Origin of the sequence: Larkinella fluvii, from assembly GCF_051857545.1 — a bacterium.
In the GTDB taxonomy this organism is placed as follows: Bacteria; Bacteroidota; Bacteroidia; order Cytophagales; family Spirosomataceae; genus Larkinella.
In genome coordinates this window covers 356,469-380,497 of the sequence record NZ_JBPZHB010000002.1, presented here as the reverse complement: position 1 = coordinate 380,497, position 24,029 = coordinate 356,469, and the positions used below count along the sequence as shown (strand labels likewise).

Annotated in this window: 20 protein-coding genes; 4 read left to right on the top strand and 16 right to left on the bottom strand. The window is 51.5% G+C overall.

What is annotated here, in order from left to right; translation table 11 throughout:
• Nucleotides 1-37: 37 nt before the first annotated feature.
• The gene (locus tag ACS5NO_RS05600; RefSeq protein ID WP_439414221.1) at nucleotides 38-1,279 is read right to left on the bottom strand and encodes a NupC/NupG family nucleoside CNT transporter; all 1,242 of its coding nucleotides are present in this window, start codon (nucleotides 1,277-1,279) and stop codon (nucleotides 38-40) included.
• Between the two features lie 313 nt (nucleotides 1,280-1,592).
• Here ACS5NO_RS05600 and ACS5NO_RS05595 point away from each other — a divergent pair, with 313 nt between their 5' ends.
• The gene (locus ACS5NO_RS05595; protein WP_439414220.1) at nucleotides 1,593-3,167 is read left to right on the top strand and encodes a hypothetical protein; all 1,575 of its coding nucleotides are present in this window, start codon (nucleotides 1,593-1,595) and stop codon (nucleotides 3,165-3,167) included.
• Nucleotides 3,168-3,252: 85 nt separating this feature from the next.
• Here ACS5NO_RS05595 and ppk1 read toward each other — a convergent pair whose 3' ends face one another.
• Entirely contained in the window at nucleotides 3,253-5,574 is a 2,322-nt protein-coding gene (gene ppk1 / locus ACS5NO_RS05590) for a polyphosphate kinase 1 (RefSeq protein WP_439414219.1), read from the bottom strand.
• A 1,072-nt stretch (nucleotides 5,575-6,646) separates the two neighbouring features.
• A complete protein-coding gene (gene gyrB, locus ACS5NO_RS05585; protein ID WP_114409415.1) occupies nucleotides 6,647-8,647 on the bottom strand; it encodes a DNA topoisomerase (ATP-hydrolyzing) subunit B in 2,001 nt (666 codons plus the stop codon).
• A 266-nt stretch (nucleotides 8,648-8,913) separates the two neighbouring features.
• On the opposite strand from gyrB, the gene ACS5NO_RS05580 reads away from it, so the two are divergent.
• A complete protein-coding gene (locus tag ACS5NO_RS05580; protein ID WP_138989536.1) occupies nucleotides 8,914-9,534 on the top strand; it encodes a hypothetical protein in 621 nt (206 codons plus the stop codon).
• A 96-nt stretch (nucleotides 9,535-9,630) separates the two neighbouring features.
• Here ACS5NO_RS05580 and ACS5NO_RS05575 read toward each other — a convergent pair whose 3' ends face one another.
• The 10 genes from ACS5NO_RS05575 to ACS5NO_RS05530 form a co-directional block, all read right to left on the bottom strand.
• On the bottom strand, nucleotides 9,631-10,425 hold the full coding sequence (locus tag ACS5NO_RS05575) for a LytR/AlgR family response regulator transcription factor (RefSeq protein ID WP_439414218.1): 795 nt from the start codon (nucleotides 10,423-10,425) through the stop codon (nucleotides 9,631-9,633).
• A 31-nt stretch (nucleotides 10,426-10,456) separates the two neighbouring features.
• Nucleotides 10,457-13,600 carry a two-component regulator propeller domain-containing protein gene (locus ACS5NO_RS05570; protein ID WP_439414217.1) on the bottom strand — a complete coding sequence of 1,048 codons (3,144 nt, stop codon included), beginning with the start codon at nucleotides 13,598-13,600 and terminating at the stop codon, nucleotides 10,457-10,459.
• Nucleotides 13,601-13,847: 247 nt separating this feature from the next.
• The gene (locus ACS5NO_RS05565; protein WP_439414216.1) at nucleotides 13,848-14,228 is read right to left on the bottom strand and encodes a hypothetical protein; all 381 of its coding nucleotides are present in this window, start codon (nucleotides 14,226-14,228) and stop codon (nucleotides 13,848-13,850) included.
• A gap of 233 nt (nucleotides 14,229-14,461) precedes the next feature.
• Complete coding sequence (locus tag ACS5NO_RS05560; RefSeq protein WP_439414215.1) at nucleotides 14,462-15,214, bottom strand: M23 family metallopeptidase; 753 nt, start codon at nucleotides 15,212-15,214, stop codon at nucleotides 14,462-14,464.
• A gap of 123 nt (nucleotides 15,215-15,337) precedes the next feature.
• Nucleotides 15,338-16,099 (bottom strand): type IX secretion system protein PorG, encoded by a 762-nt coding sequence (gene porG / locus ACS5NO_RS05555; protein WP_439414214.1) that lies wholly within the window; start codon nucleotides 16,097-16,099, stop codon nucleotides 15,338-15,340.
• Complete coding sequence (locus ACS5NO_RS05550; RefSeq protein WP_439414213.1) at nucleotides 16,081-17,070, bottom strand: DUF6089 family protein; 990 nt, start codon at nucleotides 17,068-17,070, stop codon at nucleotides 16,081-16,083. Before ACS5NO_RS05550 ends, porG begins: the two co-directional genes overlap by 19 nt.
• 187 nt (nucleotides 17,071-17,257) lie before the next feature.
• Nucleotides 17,258-18,142 (bottom strand): NAD kinase, encoded by an 885-nt coding sequence (locus ACS5NO_RS05545; RefSeq protein ID WP_138989542.1) that lies wholly within the window; start codon nucleotides 18,140-18,142, stop codon nucleotides 17,258-17,260.
• A 92-nt stretch (nucleotides 18,143-18,234) separates the two neighbouring features.
• The gene (locus ACS5NO_RS05540) at nucleotides 18,235-18,903 is read right to left on the bottom strand and encodes a CBS domain-containing protein (protein ID WP_439414212.1); all 669 of its coding nucleotides are present in this window, start codon (nucleotides 18,901-18,903) and stop codon (nucleotides 18,235-18,237) included.
• Nucleotides 18,904-19,063: 160 nt separating this feature from the next.
• Entirely contained in the window at nucleotides 19,064-19,861 is a 798-nt protein-coding gene (locus tag ACS5NO_RS05535; RefSeq protein ID WP_439414211.1) for an alpha/beta fold hydrolase, read from the bottom strand.
• A gap of 52 nt (nucleotides 19,862-19,913) precedes the next feature.
• The gene (locus ACS5NO_RS05530; protein WP_439414210.1) at nucleotides 19,914-20,489 is read right to left on the bottom strand and encodes an anthranilate synthase component II; all 576 of its coding nucleotides are present in this window, start codon (nucleotides 20,487-20,489) and stop codon (nucleotides 19,914-19,916) included.
• A gap of 81 nt (nucleotides 20,490-20,570) precedes the next feature.
• Between ACS5NO_RS05530 and ACS5NO_RS05525 the strand changes: the two genes are divergently transcribed.
• On the top strand, nucleotides 20,571-21,839 hold the full coding sequence (locus ACS5NO_RS05525) for an NAD(P)/FAD-dependent oxidoreductase (RefSeq protein WP_439414209.1): 1,269 nt from the start codon (nucleotides 20,571-20,573) through the stop codon (nucleotides 21,837-21,839).
• Between the two features lie 106 nt (nucleotides 21,840-21,945).
• Complete coding sequence (locus tag ACS5NO_RS05520; protein WP_439414208.1) at nucleotides 21,946-22,743, top strand: hypothetical protein; 798 nt, start codon at nucleotides 21,946-21,948, stop codon at nucleotides 22,741-22,743.
• A 38-nt stretch (nucleotides 22,744-22,781) separates the two neighbouring features.
• Here ACS5NO_RS05520 and ACS5NO_RS05515 read toward each other — a convergent pair whose 3' ends face one another.
• From ACS5NO_RS05515 to ACS5NO_RS05505, 3 genes are read right to left on the bottom strand one after another with little or no spacing between them, the layout of a single operon-like run.
• Nucleotides 22,782-23,114, bottom strand: coding sequence for a hypothetical protein (locus ACS5NO_RS05515; RefSeq protein ID WP_439414207.1), 333 nt, complete (start codon nucleotides 23,112-23,114; stop codon nucleotides 22,782-22,784).
• Nucleotides 23,083-23,358, bottom strand: a complete 276-nt coding sequence (locus ACS5NO_RS05510; RefSeq protein ID WP_439414206.1) for a hypothetical protein — start codon at nucleotides 23,356-23,358, stop codon at nucleotides 23,083-23,085. Before ACS5NO_RS05510 ends, ACS5NO_RS05515 begins: the two co-directional genes overlap by 32 nt.
• Nucleotides 23,359-23,385: 27 nt before the next feature.
• The gene (locus tag ACS5NO_RS05505; RefSeq protein ID WP_439414205.1) at nucleotides 23,386-24,015 is read right to left on the bottom strand and encodes a hypothetical protein; all 630 of its coding nucleotides are present in this window, start codon (nucleotides 24,013-24,015) and stop codon (nucleotides 23,386-23,388) included.
• Nucleotides 24,016-24,029: the final 14 nt, after the last annotated feature.

The window sequence follows — 24,029 nt, the reverse complement described above, 5'->3', positions numbered from 1 at the left end:
TTTCAGTCAAATCCTGCCGTTCTGTAGCGGTTTTATTTTAGAGCAGCAAACCGGCGAGGGTCGCAGACATATACGACGCCAGCGTTCCGCAGATCAGGGCTTTGAAACCCAGTTTGGCCAGATCGCTCCGGCGCGAGGGCGCCAGTTCACCGATACCGCCCACCTGAATGGCAATCGACGAAAAATTGGCAAAACCGCAGAGTGCAAAGCTGGTGATGGCGATGGTTTTGGGGTCGAGTGTGTTTTTGATTTTCACCAGGTCGAGATACGCAACAAATTCGTTCACCACCATCTTCGTCCCCATCAACGAGCCCGCAGCCTGAATATCCTTCGACGGAACGCCCATGGCCCAGGCAAAGACGGAAAAGACATGGCCCAGCAAAAAGTTGAGACTCAGGTTCGGAAATCCGAAAATGTAATACCCGATCCGGAACAGAATACTGTCGAGCAAGGCCATCAGAGCGATGAAACCGATCAGCATGGCAATCACATTGAATCCCACTTTCAGCCCTTCAGCCGCACCGGAAGCAATGGCATCGAGCAGGTTGGCGTGGCTTTTTTTGATTTCCAGCTTCACGATGCCTTCCGTTTCCGAGACTTCGGTTTCGGGAAAAACGATTTTGCTGATCACCAGCGCACCCGGTGCGGCCATCAAACTGGCAGCCAACAGATACGGTGCCGGTACGCCCAGCGAAATGTAGACCGCCAGAACGCCCCCGGCAATGCAGGCAAAACTGCCCGTCATCGACGCCAGCAATTCCGATTGCGTCATGGTTTTCAGATACGGTTTGATCATGATCTGCGCTTCGACCTGTCCGACAAACGTACTCGAAACGTTTGACAATGCCTCGGCACCACTGACGCCCATCAACCATTTCATGAACCGCGCCAGCACCGCTACAACCCGCTGCATGATGCCCAGATGGTAGAAAATATTGACCAGAACCGCTACGAAAATGATGGTTGGGATGACCTGAAAAAAGAAAATAAAGCCGTTTTCGGGACCGAATGCTTTGCTGAGCAACTCGCGGTTGACCAACGGAGAAAAAACAAATTCAGCGCCCTTGACTGATTTCTGTAAAAGCCGGTCGACAAACTGCCCCAATGTCTGGAAAATCTGCTGACCGATGTCCGTTTTCAGAATAAAAACCGCCAATCCAAACTGGAGTAACAACCCAACTCCCACAGTTCGATAGTTAATTGCTTTGCGGTTGTTTGACATGGCATAGGCGATGCCCAAAATCAATACGATGCCGATCAGTCCGGTAAAACGGCTCATTCAATACGCTGGTTAGTTGAAGTGTACGGTAGTTTACAAAAAACTTGTGAAGATAAGAAGGAATGACCGGTCCCGAATGCGAATTAGCCGGTTTTCTCATCGGATAACGGTTTATTTCCTGTTCGTGAATGTCGTGCTTTCTCCGATGTTCAGCGTCTTTCATCCCGTTGTTACTCTCTTTTTTTCGTTAATTATCAGACAAAAACAAAGAAAATCTGTTATCTTATTATCTCTGATTACCAAGGAATTAAATTGAATTATTTCAATAATTATTGGATATATGAAAAAGATAGTATTTTCTTTTTTTCTGACAATGCTGCTATTTCTCAGCAATGCCTGCCAGAATCCGCTGGATGATGTGGGGATTGGATTTAAAGACCCCATTGAAAACGGAATTGTTGAGTTCCGGTTCCGGAGTCTGAAAGGACCGATGCCAAAAGAGATTGAGCTAGCGGTGGCCGGGGCCGATGCCGACCAAATTGTGACAACTCTCAATACGACAAATTACAAAGTAAATGCGGATGGCGTGCTGATTCTGGCGGCTTCACCCGAGGCCATGTATTCGAAAAACGATCCGCTCCATTTTGTTGTTGCCGCCAAATCGGCGGGTTACTTGGACATTATTCAGCCGGTTAAACTGGCTGATACGGGCCGATACAGCCTGTCACCAAAGTGGCTCAAACTGAGTGACCCGCCCACCCACCTGTCGGCGACGCAGGTAGATGCGATCGAACTACCGCTGGTTGCCGGCTTAGCCATCAAGACGCCCGTTATCAACCAGAAACAGGACAATGTAACCGCTCGCATTGAACCCGGTTCTGATTTTAAGGAAGCTGATGGAACCCTGTTGAGCGGCCCTTTGACGGCGGCTTTGCTCCACATCGAAAACCGGGGTAACAACCCCGCCGATTTTCTGCCGAACGGTACCATCATGTCGTCGGTTACCACTGCTGGCGGAGAAAAGTTGGGACCATTGCAACTCAGCCAGATTGCGGGGGCTTTCTCGCTGGAATTCCATGATGACCAATTCCGACTGGTTCAACAGATTTCGAAACCGGTTTCCTGCGTCATGACGCTCAATCCAGCCACCATCAACCCCGCCCTGGGTCGCCCGCTTCAGCCGGGCGACGAAATCCCATTGTATCGCTATGACCGGGTTAGCAACCACTGGCAGCAGGAAAAACCGGGAGTGGTTTCCCGCAATGCTTCCACCGGACAACCGGAGTGTACCCTTTCGATCGCGCATCCGGCCTTGTGGGTGGCTGGCTGGACCCAGGCGGTTTGTGACGAGGGGCCCATTTTTACGGTAAGCAGTCAATTGAATCAGGTTGACATCCAGTACCTCTGCAAGGTGGTCGATGCCGATACGCGGCAGGAACTGAGCTCGTTTTATACGCCGTTGAACAATGGTAGCCGCATCGTCCTGACGAATCTTTTGCAGAACCGGAAAGTCCGGTTGCAGGTTTTTGCCTTCAACGATGCATACAGCAGCGGTAATCCGGGGCAGCCGGTGCTTGAAACCACGCCCCAGCAAACCTGCAACCGCAGCCCACAAGTCCTGGATTTGCAAAAATTAGCGGTTCCACCGCCCATCACCGTAAGTTTTAATTTTGCCTGTCCGCCCCCCACAAAACTGGACGAATCCAGGTTGCCCGCCCGGATCCGTTTGCAATACAGTGACGCCGGGAAACGGGATTGGCGCGACCTGGTTACCCTGGATCGGAAAAGTACCAAGACCGTGTCCTATAAGCTGCAAGTTAAAAAACCGTATGATATTCGGGTTAGCACCGATGGCGGAGCAAGCTGGCCGCTGGAGAAAAACCGGTTTGTGCCCGACCACAACACGCTGGCGTTCGAAATTGCCTCACCGGAGTTTTGCAAGTATTAGTTTACGGTATTCAGTTTACGGTTTACGGTGGCTGACGCACGCTTCACACGCGTCAGCCACCGTAAATTGGATACCGTAAACCGCATCAACTCGTCTGAACCTCCGTTTCCGGCTGCGTTTCCGGTTGGGGTGGCTCAGGCTCGATTGGTTTTTCGTTCACGAATAATTTCGCCTGCATGACTTCTTTCTGCGTCACTTCAAAAAACTTCTTCTGAATGTTGAACGGCTGCTCGGTTTCTTCCTCTACGCAACATCGTACATAAACCCCGTCTTCGTGAAGTTCATAGGCGTTGACGTTGTCACGCAGATTGTAATCCAGCAGGTGAATGGCCTGCTGTTTCACCCGTTTGTCCACCAGCAAAAACAACGATTCGATGCGCCGATCGAAACTGCGCACCATGACATCGGCACTGCCGCCGTAAATCTTCGGATCGTCGTTGTTGTGAAAATAAAACAGACGCGTATGTTCCAGAAAGTCGCCGACAATCGACCGGACGGTAATATTCTCACTCAACCCCTGCCGATGGGGCCGCAGGCAGCAAATACCGCGTACGATGAGCCGAATGGGCACCCCCGCCTGAGACGCCTTGTAGAGTTCATCAATCACCTCCTGATCTTCCAGGGAGTTGATTTTGATGCAAATACCGCTCGGTAACCCCGCTCTGGCGTTTTCGGATTCGGCCCGGATGAGCTTGACCAGTTGCTTCCGCATATCGCGCGGGGCGGTAATCAAATACTGGTAATCGTTGGGCAGCGAATGTCCGGTAATGACATTAAAGAATTCGGAAATATCGTGCGTATACACCTCGTCGGTGGTCAGCAAACCGATGTCAGTGTAAAGTTTCGACGTCTCTTCGTTGTAGTTTCCACTCGACAGGTGGGCATACCGAACCACACGCGAACCTTCACTCCGAACCACCAGCAGCAGTTTGGTATGCGTTTTATAACTACTGATCCCGTAAATCACAAAGCACCCGGCTTTTTGCAGCCGCTGGGCTTCCCGAATGTTGTTTTCTTCGTCGAAACGGGCTTTCACTTCAAACAAAACCGAGACGTGTTTGCCGTTTTCGGCGGCTTTCAGCAAGGCTTCCGTAATCCGCGACCGTTTGGCCAGGCGATAGATTGTGAGTTTGATGGCCAGCACATTGGGATCTTCGGCAGCCTGTTCCAGCAGCGACATCACTGGCTCGAAGTTGTTATACGGATGATGGAGCAGAATATCCCGCTCTTTCATCAACTCAAAGATGTCTGCATTTTTCTCCCGACGCATTCCCAAAGCCGGTACGGGGGCCGGGGGCGTGGGCAGTTCATCGCGAAATTCCGGGTGCCGAACGACTTGCCAAAGGCTCGTATAATCAATCAGTTGCGCATTTTCAAACAGATTGTAGTCATCAATTTCCCAACGCTTTTTCAACAGATTCACCATCCATTCCGACGCATTGGGTTCGATTTCAACGCGAACCACGCGACCCAGACGGCGGTTTTTGATCTTCTGCTTGATTTCGTCGATAAAATCGTTTTCGATATCGTCGCTTTCCTCCAGCGTGAAATCACCGTTTCGCGTTATCCGCATCAGATTAACCGAATCGATCTCCACATTCCGGTATAACTTCTTGATTTCCTGACGGATAATTTCTTCTATCGGCAGAAAACACGTTTCGTCTTTGCGCTCAAACGGCATGAAACGGGGCAGATTGGCCGGAATCTGAACGAACGATAACCGCTGGTTCTCGTCATCATCCCCGGCTTTCACGGGGCGGCTGGGGTCCTGGGTTACGACGCTGAAAATCAGCACCTTTGCCAGCAACATCGGAAAGGTGTGCGTATAGTCGTAGACCATCGGCGTCAACATGGGATAAATGGTCCGGTCGAAATAATCGACCGCTTTCACCCGCTCCTCGTCGGTAAGGTCGCTCAGTCCGACAAACCGAAAGTCGATGTCCTTGAACGACGCCTTCAATTCATCGAAAACCGCACGCTGGTCCCGGCTGAACTGCTGTGCCGCCGTCATCAGGGCTTTTCGGAAAGGAATTTCCCGCAAACCGGAGTAGTCGACGCGCTCTTTTCCGTAGTCGAGGTAATTGTAGAGACTCCCGATGCGAATGGTAAAAAACTCGTCCAGGTTCGACGCCGTAATGGCCAGGAACTTGAGTCGGTCGAGTAGATGGCGTTCTGGCGTGCGGGCCTGATCCAGTACCCGGTCATTGAATTTCAGCCAGCTCAGGTCACGGCTGATGTAGTTGCTCTGGTCGATGACGTTCGCCAGTTTTTCGTTTATTTTCATAGCCTTACCATCTTCCGAATCGGATGGTAAAGTTACTTTACGCCCTGAGAAAAACGAGAAAAGATTCCCGAAAGAACCCTTCCTTTCCATATTATCTTTTTGTGAAGGACTTTTGCCGGTCATAGGTAGGGATGAACTTTATTGTATTCAAGTAACGCATAGTATGACAACTTCGTACGCTACTTTTTAGTTTATGGCACCTGTCTGTCACTTCATACAAACAGATTCTGTACCAAAAGGGTCGTCCACTCAAAAAAACGGCAAAGAAGAACGCCGAAGCATTTTTCGCACCAATTCTTTCCATGTTATATCTTTTCTATTATTGTATACGCAAAAATAATTCATTTATAATTGAAACCTTCAGTCGTGTTTTAGAAATTTTGGTACGGGAATTGTATAATATTAATCTAATAGCATACGCAATGTATCGGTTTTTATAATGACTGATCTACAAAATAGACTGGCTTATAATGATTAGTACATACCATTCCGCCGAATACTAACCCGGATATTCGGGTCTATCCCTTATCACCATTTATTTATCTACTATGCAGTGGATTAGCTTAACAATAAAAAATCAAATAAATCGTTTTATCGGCAATACCAGCAAAAAATTGGAATTTTTTAACCCAATAGTGAACACCCAGAACCGCATCAAAAAGCTGTTTTAGTGCCGCATAGCCTTTTTTTACATTCTGTTTATTTAATTCAGGGTGATCTATTCCAATAAAACAGGTCTTTAACAGCCTTTCATGCTAAGCAGCAATGAGTTGTTTAGCCTCTCTATCTGCTCAGATTTAGCAGTATACCTACGATCCAATTCTTTTTGTCGCCCTTTAACATGCGCCATTCATTGAACCTTTTGGGTAGCAATTAAAAATTTCCTGTGGCACCAAGCCCTTAATTCTAATGGTCGTTACTCCAAAAAATAAAATCAAATTAACCCCTTCCGTACTATGTGGCTAAAATCGAGAATACCCTGGCGTTTTTTTTCAGTAATTCTGGTTTATTTTACCATTCACTGGTTTATCGAAAGCCTACCCGATTTGATCCGTTATTTTTCTAACCGCCCCTAAAACAGAAAATTCTGTCGTTCTTCCGGATTATGGTATTTACCAGCAGGGGTTTACCGGAACATTCCGGATAACCGTTCCTGAGCGAACAAAAAAAAAGCGGGCTATTCGCCCGCTCTGTCTTACACGTCTACTTTTGCATATTTGGCGTTTCGCTCAATGAACTCCCGGCGGGGGGCCACCTCATCGCCCATCAGGGTCGAAAAGACGTGATCGGCTTCGGCGGCCGACTCGATCGTCACCCGCTTGAGACTCCGTTTCTCGGGGTCCATCGTCGTGCTCCACAACTGTTCCGGATTCATTTCTCCCAGACCTTTGTACCGCTGCACGTTCACGTTCTCCTCACGACCCGATCCGGCCAGTTCCCGAATAGCGGCTTCACGTTGTTGCTCCGTCCAGCAATACCGTTCTTCCTTGCCTTTTTTGACCAGGTAAAACGGCGGCTGGGCGATGTACAGAAACGCATTGTCGATCAGCGAGCGCATGTGGCGGAAAAACAGCGTCAGAATCAGCGTCCGGATGTGGCTGCCATCGACGTCGGCATCGGTCATGATGATTACCTTATGATACCGCAGTTTCTCCAGGTTCATCACGGTTTCACCATTGACGCGTTCGTAGCGAATCCCGAGCGCCGTAATGATGTTCTTGATTTCTTCGTTTTCGTAAATCTTGTGTTCCAGGGCTTTCTCCACGTTCAAGATTTTTCCCCGCAACGGCAGGATGGCCTGGAAGGCGCGGTTACGGCCCTGTTTGGCAGAACCGCCGGCCGAATCCCCTTCCACCAGGTAGATTTCGCAATTCTCCGGGTTGGTATCCGAACAGTCGGCCAGTTTACCCGGCAGACCCATCCCGCTCATGAAGTCCTTGCGGTCGGTCATGATGCGTTTATAGGCCAGATCGGCGGCAATCCGGGCCTGTGCTGAAATCAATACCTTCCGAACGATCGACGAGGCTTCTTTCGGGTGTTCCTCCAGCCACATTTCGAGCATTTCAGCCACCGTCGAGCTAACGGCTCCAACGACATCGCTATTCCCCAGTTTGGTCTTGGTCTGCCCTTCAAACTGCGGTTCAGCCACTTTCACCGAAATAACGGCGGTTAGGCCCTTGCGGAAGTCACTCCCGTCGAAGGTCACTTTACCGGAGTTTTTCCCCAACAAATGCGCATTGCGTTCGGCATATCCTTTCAGAATCCGCGTCAAGGCGGTCCGGAATCCCTGCACGTGCGTGCCGCCTTCGATTGTGTTGATATTGTTGACGTAGGAAGAGATGTTTTCGCCCGCTTCCATGTTATAAACCATCGCCACCTGAACGGGCGTTGTCCCGGTCTCACGTTCCATGTAAATGGGCGACATGCCTTCCAGGGAAGGACGGCTTTCATCCACATACTTCACAAACTCGGTCAAACCGCCTTCCGAATAGAACTCCGTGTGCAGCGGTTCGCCCTGTTCATTCATATCACGCAAATCGGTCAGGGTAATGCGGATGCGTTTGTTGAGAAAGGCCAGCTCGCGCAAACGACCGGCGACGGTATCGTATTTGTAAACGCTTTCAGTAAAAATCGAATCATCGGGTTTGAAGCGTACTGTTGTTCCGGTATCCGTTGCCGTGCCGATTTCCCGAACGGGATAAACCGGCTGCCCGATGTGGTATTCCTGCTCGAACACTTTGCCTTCGCGGTGTACTTCAACGTGCAGAAACGTCGAGAGTGCATTCACGCAGGAAACCCCCACGCCGTGCAAACCACCCGACACTTTGTACGTATCCTTGTCGAACTTACCCCCCGCGTGAAGCACGGTCATGACCACTTCAAGGGCTGATTTACCTAATTTAGTCTGCATTCCGGTCGGAATACCCCGGCCGTTATCTTTCACCGTAATCGAATTATCTTCGTTAATCGTAACCTGAATGGTATCACAATAACCAGCTAAAGCTTCGTCGATGGAGTTATCAACTACTTCCCAGATCAGGTGGTGTAACCCTTTGATACCAACATCGCCGATGTACATGGCCGGTCTTTTCCGAACGGCTTCGAGACCTTCCAGGACCTGGATATTGTCTGCATCGTAATTACCTCTGGAACGTTCTTCGGGTGTGATGTCGGCTTCAATTAATTCGTTTGTCATAGAATGCAATCAGTATAGCTCCGTTTTACGGAATTGTTATAAGAAATGCGGTTAAAAGGACGATTTCGGATAGTAAAAATACAAATTTTTCGGGTCATTTCCTAGCCCCGTTCGGCTTAACGTATAAATATACCTACAAAACAATGGACAGCAAAATTTTGTGGTTACGAATAGCGGTAAAAATGAGCGGGAATTGGCATTTTTAAAACTAAACCAATCCCTTTTTCGTCTATCTAAAGGGAACATCCATCAAGCATAGCAAGTACATGAGAAAACTGTTGTTTTTCGTAGCCATTTCCGCCTTCGCACTGACTTTCAGCCAATGCAGCGTCAACCGCCAGATCACGCAGGCCAAAGCCCTGGGCGATTGCAAATTCAATATCACATCAGCCGACAGCGTTTACCTGTCGGGCATCGACGTCCGGAAACTGAAAAATCTGGAAGATCTCAATCCCATGAAGTATCCGCAACTGGCCACGGGATTCATGACCAAAAGCATTCCGCTGAGCGCCCGGATCAACATCGACATCACCAATCCGACCAATAAAACGGCGGCTATCGACCAATTGGAATACAAAATTATGCTGGCGGAACAGGAGCTTTTTAACGGGTTTGTCAACCAGCGCATCGAAGTGGCTCCCGGTGGCGGCTCAACGCGCGTTCCGATCAAGCTAAACGCCAATGCCTACAAACTGATGACCGACGAAAAAACCCGCGATGCATTCACGGACCTGGTCCGGAACATGAGCGGTTCGAACAGCGCCAAACCGTCGATGCTGACGATCAAAATCAAGCCAACCCTTGCGCTGGGGAACAAGAAAGTCAACTATCCCGGTTATATCACGATCGATAAGGAAATGACGAATAAGATTCTTTTGGGGCAATAATTACCAATATTGAACACTGAATATTGAATAACGAATATCGAAATCATGCCTGCACCGTACTTCGATATTCGCTATTCAATATTCAGTGTTCGTTCCTTACAAAGAATAGCTTTCCTCAACTTTCCACACATTACTCGCATAAATCAGCAGCTCGCGGACGCGGTGGCCAAGGACGAGACGGCATTTGGGACGGGCGCCTTTTTCGAGGTAACTGATGGCTTCCCGGTTCAGAATGTGGCTTTTCCCGATCCGGATGAAATGATCCGGTGGCAAAAGTTTTTCGAGCGCATCGAGCGTTAAATTCGGCACATTGAGGTGCTCCTGTTTGGAGCAATAGACGTTGATCTGCTTGTTGGCCGATTCGCAGTACATGATGTCGGCGACCTCGATGCGGTGGAGCGCCACCGAATTCTGAAACGTCAGAAACCGGGGACCCGACAAAACCGCCGACTCCGGGTTCTGGCTGAACGCCCTTTCCAGTTGAGCCGTCAGCTCAAATTCATGCTCTTTGTCGGCCTTCCACTTGTGGTAAAACAGCCGGAACTTCTCTTTCAGAATCAGCGGATCGATGGGCTTTACCACAAAATCCGAGTGCAGATGCGGGGCGGCCTTTTGAACCGCCGTGAGTGCATCGTCGGGATAGCCCGAAATGAAAATAACGCCGTAAAACTGCTGCTGCAAGGTGAGTTCATCCAGCAATTCAAAACCGCTGCGGATGGGCATCTTGATGTCCAGAAAAATCAGATCCGGTTTTTGTTCCGCAATCAAATCCAGCCCCTCCGTCACATTGCCGGCCTCGCCCACCACGCTCACTTCCGGCACGGAGGATAACATGCTGCGCAACGTCCGACGAACCGGAAGCTCGTCGTCGATAATGACCGATCGTACCATCAATGCGTTCATAGCGAGTCATTTAAAAAAATCAGGCAACCGGTTCGTCGGAATCGACCACATTCTCTTCCGGTGGCAGAACCGGGTGGAGGGGTAAAAGAGCCTCCAGCCGAACCCCCGACACGCCGGTTTCAAAGTTAGTCAAATCGATTACGTGCTGCGAACTTTTCAATGCGTTATACTGGTTAAGCTGGTCGAAAACCGCCTGGTTGATAGCCAGCCCCCGGCCCGTGCTCCGGCGCCGGTATTGCCGGGCTTTCACCAGCCCTACCCCATCGTCTTCCACTTTAATTTGCAGATACCCGGCTGACTGGCAAACGAAAAGACGCACGGTTCCACCTTTGGGTTTGTGTTCCAACCCGTGTTTGATGGCGTTGGAAACATAGCCCTGAATCAGCATTTTGGGCAGGTTGGTCTCCATCGGAATGCCTTCGCACACCTCGATGGTAAACTGAATCCGGTCGCCAAACCGCAATTTTTCCAGATCCAGGTAATTCCGCACAAACTCCAGTTCCTCCTGAAGCGTCCAGAAAACCCGGCTGCGGGTCATCAACTGATTCCGGAAAATAGAGCCAAATTTGGCCAGATAACTCACCACCGTGTCCGGGTCCGACTCGTAGGTAATCGACTGAATGGCGGTCAGGAAGTTGGCGACAAAATGCGGATCAATTTGATTCGTAATGGCTTTCACCTCCAGTAAGGCCCGCTTCCGGCTGGCTTCGGCCAGTTGACGCCGGATTTCCGACTCCTGCTTTTCCCGGTTGGCGGCTTCTACTTCGAGTTGCGCCACCCGTCGCTGAATCTGGAGCTGTTTTAACCGGCGTTGCGCCAGCACCCGCACCTGCCGCAGACGCCCGTAAAACAGCCCGCCAACCACCAGAACGATCACCAGCGTTCGGAAGCCCCAGGTGGCATACCAGGGCGGGGCAATGCGAAATTCCTGCACAATGGGTTCGGTATTCCACAGGCCTTCGGCGCGCAGCACCTGAAGGGTCAGCCGATAAGAGCCGTCGCCCAGGTTTTGCAGGGTGAACGAATTTTCGCGGATCGGTTCCGACCATTCGGGGGTTGTCGGGTTGCCGTCCAGACGTTCCAGGCGGTACTGGTAAGTCGTACTTGCCAGTAAATCCGTGTCGCCGGTTTTCTGAAGCTGAACTTCCAGGTCGTTTTCGCTGGATTTGAACGCTATTTCACCCATTTGCGTCTCCACCATTCGTCCGGATCGCATATCCCGAAATGCCTGAATGCGGGTTGGCACCGGTTTTAACAACTGAAAAAGCCGCTTTTCCGAAATCATCATCATGCGGTCGCGCGTGGCAACCCACAGCCGTCCGCGTGAATCGAGCAGAATACCATTGAAAATACACTGACTGCCACGAAATCCGTTTTCCCGGTCAAAATACGCGAGCCACTCTTCGCCCGTTTCATAAAACCGCTCCATATCGAACACAAACAAGCCTTCCAGCGTCCCAATCAGCAGGAAACGCCCCATGGGTCGGCAATAGGTAATGGTTCGCTGGATGAAGCCGGGAGCGATCCGCCGGTATGTTTTATAATCGTACAACCAGAGTCCATCCCCCGTCGAGAGCCACAGGTTTCCGCGTTTATCACGCCGGACTTCAGCCAGAGTCTGGGCGGGTAACCCTTTGTTTTTTTGGGTAAGCTGCCGGAAGGATCGGCCGACACCATTCCACAGCAGCGTTTTATTTAAACCAGAAATCCAGAAACGCCCAAATCGGTCGGTTTCGATGTTTTCGTACTGGTCGGGCGGCATTGCCACCACATCCAGGAGTGCCAGCGTCCGGCGGTTGTAAATGAACAAATTCGTGTTGGAAACCACCAGATAGCGGTTTCGACGGACATCGTCGTAGAAACCCAACGGTAATGTAGCCGTATCTGAACCCGGCAACCGACGGAAATCCCGGCCGTCGAAGCGGAAAACTCCTTTTTTCGGTTCGGCCACCAGAATGATGTTTCCATCGGCATCCATCCGGCTTGCAGGCTGAAAATAGTCGGCTGGCATCGATTTTCGATACGTCCGGTCGGCTACAATGCCCTTCTCAGTTAGGCGGCTAAGCCCTTTTCCCCAGGAACCAAACCAGATAACGCCGTTCCGGTCTTCGGCCACGTTGTTGGTTTCTTCCAGCCAGCCTTCCGAGTTGTCAAAATATTGCCAGCCACTCATTTTGATGTTGATCAGCCCATGATGCGCCGTGCCGACCCAAAGATCACCCCGGTGATCGAACAGCAGCCGGTTGGCCGGTGATGAGCTGATGTGGGAGTTGGTCACCGTTTTGCCGTCATACCAGCAGATGTCGAGATCACCCTTCGTTTTCTGAAAAGCCAGTTCGCCATTGAGGCCAATGGCACACAGCGATACTTCGGAAACCGGAACCGGCACATCATACAATTTGCTCACCGCCTGGTTTTCAATCCGGTAAACCGCCGACCCGGCCATCGCATAAAAACGCCCCGCCGGATCGGTCAGCAACTGTGTCAAGGCAAGCCGGTCAACCAGCAAGGTCAGGCGGTTGTTCTTCACTTCCCACAACCGGCCGTCATCGGTCAGCAACAGAATCCGGCGATTGGGCCAATCGGTCAGGATGCCCCGAAACCGTTGTTCCGGATTGGCAAAAAACCGTCGGGTCACATCCTGCATCCGGTCTTTCTCCCAGCAATACAGCCGCTGACCAATGTTTCCCGATTCCATTCGGGCGGCAAACCACAGCTTGTTTTCGTGGTCGGCGGTCATAAAAACCACTTGCTGCCGGGGTTCTTTCCGGCCGTAGTTGACCGAAAATTCCTTGATAGTCAGTCCTGTTGTGGTGATGTCGTTCATCCGGAACAGGCGGTTTCCCGCGCAGGCCCACACCGTTCCGTCGGGCGCATCGGTCAGATTGTCGCCCCCGTCCGGCAAGGCCGGAATTTGGCGCTGGTTGATAATCGGAGGAACGCCGTTGAAATAATTGAGTCCAAAATACGTGCCGATCCAGATTCTGCCGACGCGGTCCTGATACAAACCCGACACATAGACGTACGACAAACCGTCGTAGACACCGTAGGTTCGGTCGGAAAATTGCTGGGCCACGCCCACACCCGTCCAACCGCAACTCACCAATCCGATCAGGAGCCGGATCAGGCCATAGTTTCGCTGAAAGAGCAGGTAAACAAGCATTGCGATGGAATAGAATGACGACAATCAAGGTACAAAGGATGGCGCGGTATCACAATGGGGTTCGATCCTGAACCGATGAAAATGGCTTTTGGGCGGTCATAACGAACCGATCACTTCCTATGATTTTTCAGATTTATCCGAAAACCAGACGAGCCACACTGCGCAGTGTGGCTCGTCTGGTTTTCGGGTATGGATAAAAACGATGGGTACGCGGTACGTCAAGATGGTTGACAGACGCGATTGAGGCTTACAGGTCGGAGGTCAGGCGGGTTCTTTTGCAACTGCCCACCTCAAACCGCACCGAACTCGACCATTTGGTCACCTGCTTGCCATTCAGCGTTGCTACCGCATCGAGCGAGTAACTGCCAACCGGCCGGCTGATGTTTAGAACGACGCCCGCCGTTTCAGACCCGCAGGGCGGCACACTTTGCTGGGTCGTGGCCAGATACGGTTTGGAGAGCAGTCCGACGGTTTTTCCGTCCAGTTTCACCTCTACCTGGTCAAACTTTGAAGCCGACAGGCTAGTGTAAATCAGATAAGAGCCTAAATCCTCCGGTTTTACTTCGTTGGAATCTTTACAGCTAACAATGGCAAAGAGCATGACCAGTGCTAAAACATTTTTTTTCATGGCAGTAGTAAATGTTGTTGGTGATTAATGGATCAAAATTAATCACAACCGCCCGTGGGATCGGGCAATGCTTTACCAGCCAGACGAATAGCTACCTACAGCCGATGAAAGAGTGAAACGAAGCGATGTATTATTGAACGGTTAAGAGTTAAGAGTTAAGAGTGATGAGTTAAGAGTTGGCTGACGCATTCCATTTAATTCTTCATTCTTAACTCTTAACTCTTCACTCTTAATTAATTAAAGTTCCTGGCGGTTAACAGCCACGCGTAGGGGTTTTGGGGTTGCGGGAGTCCGTCGGCCTGGAGTTGCAGGTACATGATGTGCAGATGCGTAGGCGAACGGGTTGCGTAGGCGTTGAAACCAGTACGGCCTACTTCGCTAATCTTTTGCCCCGATTGTACCCAGTCGCCCGGGCGAACCACAATGGCGTTGTTGTGGGCATAGTACCATAGCCCGTCGAGAATGGGGTCATAGATCCAGATCCAGTTGCCCCCCCGGTATTCCTGCCCCGGCGTCCAGGCGGTTTCGATGGCCAGCACCACCCCGCTGGTCATGGCCAGCACATCGGCCGGACGGTCGGTGTTGTCGTCGATGCAGTCCTGGTTACGGTCGGAGATAAAAATGTCCTGCGCGGGGTGGCTGCCGCGAACGTTGTAATCGAATAGGTCGAAGCCCCTGGCCCGGTAGCCTTCCCCGTGTGAACCACCAATGGCGTCGGGGGAGTAGTTGCGAAGGGGAAACGAAAAATAGGCGGTTTGAAGAATGCTGTCCCGCCGAGCGCTGTCGAGCCGGAAAGGTTCGGCGGTGCGAAATTTGCCGCGCAGGCCAAACATAATGTCACTAAAGAGTTTGCGGGCCGAATCCGGTAGCACACTTTCTTCCCGAATCTGGGTATAAAGCCGCTGAAACTGATAACACATCGAATCGACCGGCGGAATGTCGGACCCGGCCCAGGCCACAGTTTGCGACGAAGCTGAATTTGACAATCCAATCCACAAAGCGCTTAGGACGCCGATCCACCGCATAGTTTCCCAAAATCCTGATTTCACAATAACGAGTTGTATTCGATCCGCTGAAGGCCGAAAATACGCAAAAAGTCCCGAATATGGTTATTCAGGGCACGTAATCCGGTAGAAACGGTAGGTCAACGTGACGCCGAGGTAGGTGTATGTATCTTTGGAAACGGGGTCGCCGTTCCGCAATTTATCCGTATCACTAAAGGTATTTGCTCCGAAATTATCCAGGTAATCGGATCCGGAAAACCGGGTTCCGTATTCCAGCCCCAGACTCCAGGGTCGTTTAAATTCATACTTCACGCCCACGCCCAGCGGGAAATTGAAGAGCGACTTTCGCTGGTAGCCCGGACTCCGGGGGTTGGTCTTAAAGGTGAACAGGCCCAGTCCGCCAAATACGTAGGGCGTCCAGTTCTTCACTTTGCGCTGGCTGGCATAATTCAGGAAGTTGTATTCCATCAACACGTTCAGCTCCCGGATCGAGGTCTTAAACGACAGATCGCGCGCCTGTTGAAACGGGTCGTTAAACCGGCTGTCTTTCCCGGCAATCTGGCCTAAACCGGCGTTGATCCGCACCGTAAACGGCTGACTGACATTGTAGCGCACCAGCAAATTACCGGCGGGGCGGATGTTTCCCGGAATCAGGCTGGGGGCCAGGTCGCCCTTGTAAATCATTCCGCCCAGGCCGGCACCCACCTCCCAAGTAGGGGTCGATTGCGCCCATGCGCCAGAATTCATCACCAGACAAAAAACCGTTATCACCCAGCCATCCGTCAGAAAACGGACGACCGACTTACGATCAGGCACCAAAAAATACGGGCAGACAGACAAAGGGTAATTTATTTGATCGGTGGGCATTTAATTCGTGGCGTCAGAACGTAATGTACCTGAAAGCTAATGGTCATATAGCCATCGTTGAAAACCCCGTCGGCCCCCCGCGTCGCATAGGCAGGGTCGGCGGCCAGCACGCCCATAGGGTCGTTCGTGTTCAGGTAATTTTGTAGTTCAGCAACACGATCACCCCCTTTCCGGGCAGCGATCGGCTCCAGACGGCGGTCGGACATCACCCGCGCCAGGTCGTCTTTCAGGATGGTCGGATCCGGGTAGGCTCCGCCGGCATCGTCCAGGTAATCGCTGGTCGTATAGCGGAATCCAATTTCACCGGCCAGACCAAACCGGTCGTTCAGCCGGTATTTCACCCCAAAGCCCACCGGAATCGCCAGGGTTACCAGAGAATACGGTTTTACGCCGTTCTGTCCCTGCCCTTCCGTCCCGAGCGGTTGCAATTTTACCCAGCGTTGCTCCGTATCATCGGGCGTGGTGCCGAAACCAACCGGGGTCCGGGCTTCCGGGCTGTGGGCAACGGCCGCAATCCCCAGAAATACATACGGCGTCAGTTTGGCACGGTAATTCGGATTGCGTCCATCCGGCACAAACTGATAAATCCCGGAGAGGGCAAATTCTTTCAGATCATTGCGAAAATGCAGGTTCCGGGCATACTGAACAATGCCGGAATTGAGGTCTTTGCGGTTGTACGTATAATCGTCACCCGCGATTCGCGCCCAGGTAAACGACGCACGCGCGGCCAGCTTCGGCGTAAAGTGCCGGGTATACATGGCCCCCGCGCTCCAGCGCATCATTAGAAATGTGGATTTAAGGGGTTTGCGGTACCCGGCAATCTCGCCATAATAGCTGGCGGTTCCCAGTCCCACACCCACTTCCGAATAAGGAACAAAGGGATTTCTGCCATTTTGCGCCTGTGCATCGACCGGTTGCATCGCCAGACAGGTGGCAGCAATCAAACTGGTAATCAGTAGGTTATTCTTCATGTTTCTTTGCTTACTACCGCACCGGAAACCCGGAGCCTCTGATTCATCGATTGGAATTTTGACCGGTTTGGTCAAGCTCCTCCTCTGAAACGCCCGTTTTTGGTATTTTATTGGGTCGCTCGGTAAAACTGTTGCGCATTCTGAGCGAAAGAAGGCTCCAGCACACGGTAAAGGTATTTTTAATGGTCTAATTTCGAATATCCCAGCCCCAACTCAGCTTGTTTCGCAGCGTATTCAGAAAACTGTCGTCGCTCATCTTGACCAGTTTGGCCGCAAACGTTTCTTTCCGGACACTCAAACGGGTACCGGTGTTGATGGTACGAAAACGGGAGTCTACCGAAACCAAAAACGTGTTGCTGCGACTTTCCACTTCAAACGACAATTGCGCCGAATCCGGCACTACCATCGGCCGGACGTTCAGGTTGTGCGGGCTGATGGGCGTCACGATAAAGTTGCTGTTGTGTGGCAGCAGCAGCGGCCCTCCACAACTCAGCGAATACCCGGTCGAACCCGTAGCCGTTGAAATGATCAGGCCATCGGCCCAGTAGGAATTCAGGAATTCACCGTTGAGGTAGGTGTGAACGGTGATCATCGACGACGTTTCGGTTTTGGTAATGGTCACATCATTGAGTCCGAACGGAACCCCGTCGAAAAGGTCTTCGTCTGACTGGAGATTCACCAGTGTCCGTTCATCGAGCCGGTAGTCGCCGATCGACAGCGCTTGCAGCAGTCTTGGCAGCATTTCCGGATTTTCGGGTGAAATGGTGGTCAGAAAACCGAGTCGGCCAATATTGATGCCAACAATTGGAATACCGCGCGGCCCGGCGTGGGTGAGCACTTCGAGCAGCGTTCCGTCACCGCCGAGGCTGAACGCAAAATCGGCGTCGAAAATATTGAGGTACGACGTATACGTCAAGGTAGAATGGTGGGCGATACCGGCAGAATCCAGGAACGAACGGTAGATTTCAGATAGCTGCACTTCTATTTGCCGCCGGGCCAGCTCATCGAACATGGATTGGATGAACGGGGTAGCCAGGTCGGCAAAATTGCGTCCGTGAATAGCAATTTTCATAAAAATCGTCAGTCAGTTCGTCAGTCAGATTTGCAAAGATGAGAGAAAAGTCCAAGAATCTGCTATCGACTGCCGACGGAATGCCGGATGATTTAGGAATCCAGGTACCGGAGCAACAGATCGAGTCGCCCCTGGTCGATGGATTCGATGGGGGTATTGGCAAAAGCCGCTTCGATGGAGTAGCCAAAGCGTTCGAGTGTGGCCACCACCGGCGTAATGTCTTTTCGATTGAGTTTGAGCGTGAGCCGCGATTTATCGGGCATCCCGTAAGCTGCCCCCGCGAAGTAGCTGCTGATGATCCGGACGTTATTCGACTCGACCAGCCGACTGATTTCGGCCATCGAATAATCGCGTTCGTTGATGGAGAGAATCAGGATGGCGCCCGCTTCCTGGACGCCCAGCAATTGGGCAAACTGTTTGAGGAGTTCAATGGCCGAAACCGTCCCGACAAACTCCTGTTCGTCGTTCACCACCGCAATCACCTGCAGCCGGTGTTCGGTAATTAAACTCAGGAGTTCGTAGAGGTGCTGGGATTCATGGACCGACAGGTGCTCGAAAAGCCGCATGACCTCACTCAACTGGTGGGTATCATCCGGCACATCCATCAGCAGGTCTTCATTGACGAGGCCCTTATACTGGCCGTGATCGACAATGGCCAATTGACCAACACGGTGTTCCTGCATCCAGTCGAGGGCCTGCCCAACGGTATCCGTCGGCTTCAGGGCCGGTATCATCGGGTCTATAAGTTCGGAGGCCAGCATCGGTGTCGGTTGTTTACTACTCTGTACCTGTTTATCGTTCAAAAGCATCCGGAAAATTCCTGGAAGAGATCTCCGGTGTCGTGTAACTGGAACAGTATAGTTGAAAACTAAGAAATTTCCGTTAGAGTTTCAAAATCTTTTCGGAAATTTCTTAATTCCATCAGGCAATGGTGAGATCGCTCTGCCGGCTGGTGGCATTCAGGGGTTGTCGGATGAGCCAATCGGTCAGCAGCGTATTGAAACGATCCGGATGTTCCATCATCGGAGCATGACAACATTTATCAACAAAGTGCAATTCTGAGTTGGGAATCAGGCGATTGAATTCGTGGGCTACTTCCGGTGGGGTAATGGTATCGTTCAGCCCCCAGATCAGGAGGGTGGGTACGGTAATATGCTGGATTTCCTTCGCCACATTGTTGCGTTGGGCCGATTTGGCAATGGCCACGATCCGCAGGCACTTCGGAATGCTGTTGGTAATTTCGAAGACTTCGTCGATCAGTTCTTTCGTCGCTACTTTCGGGTCATAGAACGTGTAAGCAACCCGTTCTGCAATGTAATCGTAGCTGCCCCGTTTCGGGTACGAACCGCCCATTGAGTTCTCGAACAACCCGGAGCTGCCCGTCAACACGAGCCGTTTCACCATATCCGGATGTTTCAGCGTGTACAACAGCCCGACATGGCCGCCCAGAGAGTTTCCCAGCAGCGTCAGATTGTCCAGGTCTTTGAAAGCCAGAAAGTCTTCAATAAACTTCACAAGTCCTTCCAGTCCGGCTTCCCGGATGGGCATTTCATAAATTGGCATCACCGGAATTACTACCCGATACCGGTCGGCGAAGGCGTTGATTACACCGTCCCAGTTGCTTAAAGCGCCGAATAATCCATGAAGTAAAAGCAATACGTCGCCTTGTCCTTCATCAATGTAACGGAAGTTACCTTCTTTCCGAACACGATAGTTCATAGCGGTCTTGGTTTTGTCGTAGAAAAATTGGAAAAATACAACGAAATGGTCACTATTTAGTTGTTTTCACAAAGGTAATCCAATTTTTTAAAATTGCTAATCCGTACTGGGTCAATGCCGCTTCGGGGTGAAACTGAATGCCCCAAAGGGGGAGATTCCGGTGCCGAAACGCCATGTTTTCGCCTTCAATCGTAGTGGCCAGTTCAGTCAGTTCGGCGGGCAGTTCCACCAGCACCAGCGAATGATACCGGGTAACCATGAACTCGTCCGGCAAATTAGCTACTAAAGCATCCTCGGACGATTTCCTAATCACCGATAGTTTTCCGTGCATCGGTTTGGCCGCCCTGACCAGCCGGGCACCGTAATATTCCCCCAATGCCTGATGACCTAAACAAACCCCCAGCATCGGAAGTTGCTCGTGGTAGTGTTCGATCACGTTTAACAGACACCCCGCCTGCCGGGGGGTTCCGGGGCCGGGCGACAAAACCACGCCGTCGTACGGTTCCGCCGTGATTTCGTCCAGCGACGCCGTATTGCGCACCACCCGACACGTCGCCCCGGCCTGTTTCAGGTAGTCGACGAGCATGTAGGTGAACGAGTCGATGTTGTCCAGTACGAGTAAATGCATGGGGGATGAGAAACTAAAAGTACAAAAGTAATCATCCTATCCGGTAAGCTGTATTTTTGTAAAAAAACGAACTGAATCCTGATGCAGTCCAAATCTTCTGTAGTCATTGTGGGAGCAGGCATGGCCGGCCTGACCTGCGCCGTTTACCTCCGCCGGGCCGGTATCGAGGCCACCTTACTGGAAGCCTCCGACGGCGTCGGTGGCCGCATCCGGACGGATGTTGTCGACGGTTTTCGGCTCGACCGGGGTTTTCAAATCCTGCTGACAGCCTATCCCGAAGCGCAACGGTTGCTGGATTACGGTGCGTTGAAACTACAGCCGTTTCGTTCCGGTGCGCTGATCCATCAGCCCGCGGGCGGCTGGATTCCGTTCATCAATCCGCTGCGCGAACCGTCGGGCCTGTTTCAAACCCTGGCTTCCGATGCAGGAACCTTCAGTGATAAACTGCGGATTATCGAACTGATGCGGTACGTGTCGGGCCTCTCGAGCGAGGCTTTTTTTCAGCAGGAAGCCACCGATACCGAGACGTTTCTGGAAGATTTCGGATTTTCGGAACAGATCATCAACCGGTTTTTCCGGCCTTTTTTCGGCGGTATTTTTCTGGAAGATGCCCTGGCGACGTCGAGTAATTTCTTTCAGTTCTGTTTCAAAAATTTTTATACGGGTGACGCGGCCCTGCCAGCCGCCGGGATGGAAGCCATTCCGCAGCAACTGGCCGGGCGACTGAATCCGGCTCAGATCCGGCTGAATGCGCCGGTACGGCAAATCCGGGATTCTACGCTCACGCTGGAAACCGGTGAAAGCCTTCAGGCTGACACCATTGTGTTGGCCGTCGATGCATCTGCCGCCAACCGCCTGCTGGGCCTTGAAAACCCGGTGCGGCTGTTCAATGCCACCACCAATACCTATTTTACGGCCCCCCAATCGCCCAAAGCAAAACCGTCCGGTGCTGAAAAACTGCTGCTGCTGAATGAAAACCGCCAATCCGCCCTTCACAACATTGCCATCCTGAACGACGTAGCTCCCTCCTACGCCCCCGACGGCCAGGCGTTGATTTCGGTCAGTACGCACGGACTGGATGTGGTAAACGAAAAAGCCCTGGCCGAACGGATTCAGAAAGAACTGGTCGGCTGGTTTGGCCATGAGGTCGACCAATGGCGCTGGCTGAAAACCTACCACCTTCCGGAAGCCCTCCCAACCTACTATCCGGGAACGCAGCACGCTCCGCTGAAACGCGCCGAAAATCTGTACCAATGCGGGGATCAAACCGCCTATCCGTCGCTCAATGCCGCGATGCAAACCGGGCGGAACGTCGCCGAGCTGATCATGGCCAATGGAACCGTTGAATAGGCACCGGTTTACGGTTTTCAGTTTACGGTTTACGGTGCGGTTCCCCGCCTTAAACTGAAAACCGTAAACCGAATACTGTAAACCGTATACCCAAAACCTGATTTCAATGCGTTGGTTTGTCCGCTTTCTGGTGTTTCTGCTGATTTTGCCGCTGGCGTACTTTGCGGCCTTTCCGCAGATTTTCCGCTGTCAACTTCTGGAATATACGGCTGACTTTCAGCGGCTCACCGCCAATGTATGGGTCGACGCCAGCACCTCGGAACGCCAGCGTGTTTATCTGCTTTTTGAAATCAATGAAGCGAAGAAGCGGCTGGAACAGTTGTGGAACAGTCCGGCGAAAGGCCGGGCAACGGTGATTTTCTGTCAGTCGCCCGAGCAATACCAGCAGTATTGCCATGATGGAGAAGGCGCGGGCTGCAGCCTCGGAACACCCTGGGGCGAATCGTGGATCATCATCAATCCGTATGGCCGCAACCCCGATGTGTTGGCCCACGAGATGTGCCACGACGAGCTATACACCCGCCTGGGCTGGCTGAAAACCCAACGCCAGATTCCGCAATGGTTCAACGAGGGGCTGGCACTCCTGATCGACCAGCGGTTTACAACGGCCAACGACAGCCTGCGTCGCCACGACGAATTTCAGGATCACTGGGAGGAGCAATCGCACGGTCAGCAGGTGGTTTTGAAGCTGACCGAACTGGAATCGCTGAAGGATTTTTTTTCGGGCAATTCCAACCGGGTTATGCTGGCGTATATGACCGCCGGTCGGGAAGTGTCCCGCTGGCTGGCGGTGGTGGGCCGCAATGGATTGATGAAACTGGTCGACCAGCTTAAAGCCGGTGACAATTTTGAGACGGTTTACCAACGGCTGGAGCGGGAAGCGAAAACCGGTAAACGAAGTTGAGCGCACCGGAAATTTCGATGCGCCTAACTTCGGCTTTGCTAATTTTCCTGTGAGATTTCCACACTTTCCAGAATGTATTTCCGATAGTCACTTACGCCTTGATCCAGCCGAAAAGCTATTTTGGGATTAAATGGAATTGGATAGGCTTGCATTGTGCCGCTAAGGGTTGCAAGTGGCTGTGTGCGCAAATTAATTGTGTTATCAGCCGTAACAATATTCAAGTCATATTTTTTAGTACGCAGGTCAATTTCAACAAAAACCGCATGGGCCTTTTTTAAATCAATCGGCTTCTCATTGGTGGTTCCTGCATCTGTGGCAATGTCACTAACACTTTTAATGTTACCATTGCCGTAAAAATACAACCGTACCAACTCGTATTTGAGAAAAATGCAACGCTTTTTCGCCAGCAATAGTTGAATTTTGAACCCGTATCCGGGGGGCGATGACATCTTGGTATTGCATCCGATCGCCGACGGGGTCTCCGGGAAGTTCCAGATTGGGCTGCGATCCTACCGCATCATTTTCAAAAGTCGATCGCAGTAGTTGCGTTCGGCTACAGGAACTCAATACGATTCCGGCCAGTAGCCATACGGAGGCAATAATTTTGTTTTTCATGATCAGGAGAGGATAAAGAGCGGTTTTTCAATACGTCGTCACCTTCTTCGCCAGTTGGTCGCCGTCTTCCCAGATGCGGGCCTGATTGATCGGAATCAGCCTGGTGTTCTTGTCGTCGCCGGTTTTCTGGGTCATCGTTAATCCGATTTGAAAATTCAGAATACCGTCGGGACCAATTTCACCCGATACGACGTCCAGCGCCTTGAACGAAATACCGGAATCCGTACCCGCTGTCTCCAGAAAAAGCGTGAATTTATTGCCCGATCCGGCTAGCAAAGCCCCCTTGCCCGTACCCGTTTCCGATCCTGAAGCGTTTTTGTAATCGACCTGAACCACATCGCCCTGCTGCTGATAAAACCGGTATTTGTAATTTCCGATCACCCGCCCCTGCCTGAAATTATCGTTGGGACCGTATGGACTCAGCAACCGGTATGGGCTGATTTCAAAAACACCTTCGATATTGGGTGGCTGTGACCCTTGATTAATAACTAACCCCTTGGCTTTCAGATCGTCCATGGTGGCCTGCGGGACGATATTTTGAATCTTGGCCGAAAGACCACTGGTGGGCTCGTTGTCTTTTTTGCAACCGCCTGCCAACGCGAAAACACCCAGCATGACCAGAAACCCAGGTCGAAATTGATTGAAACCGTATTTCATAGTATGTATCGTTT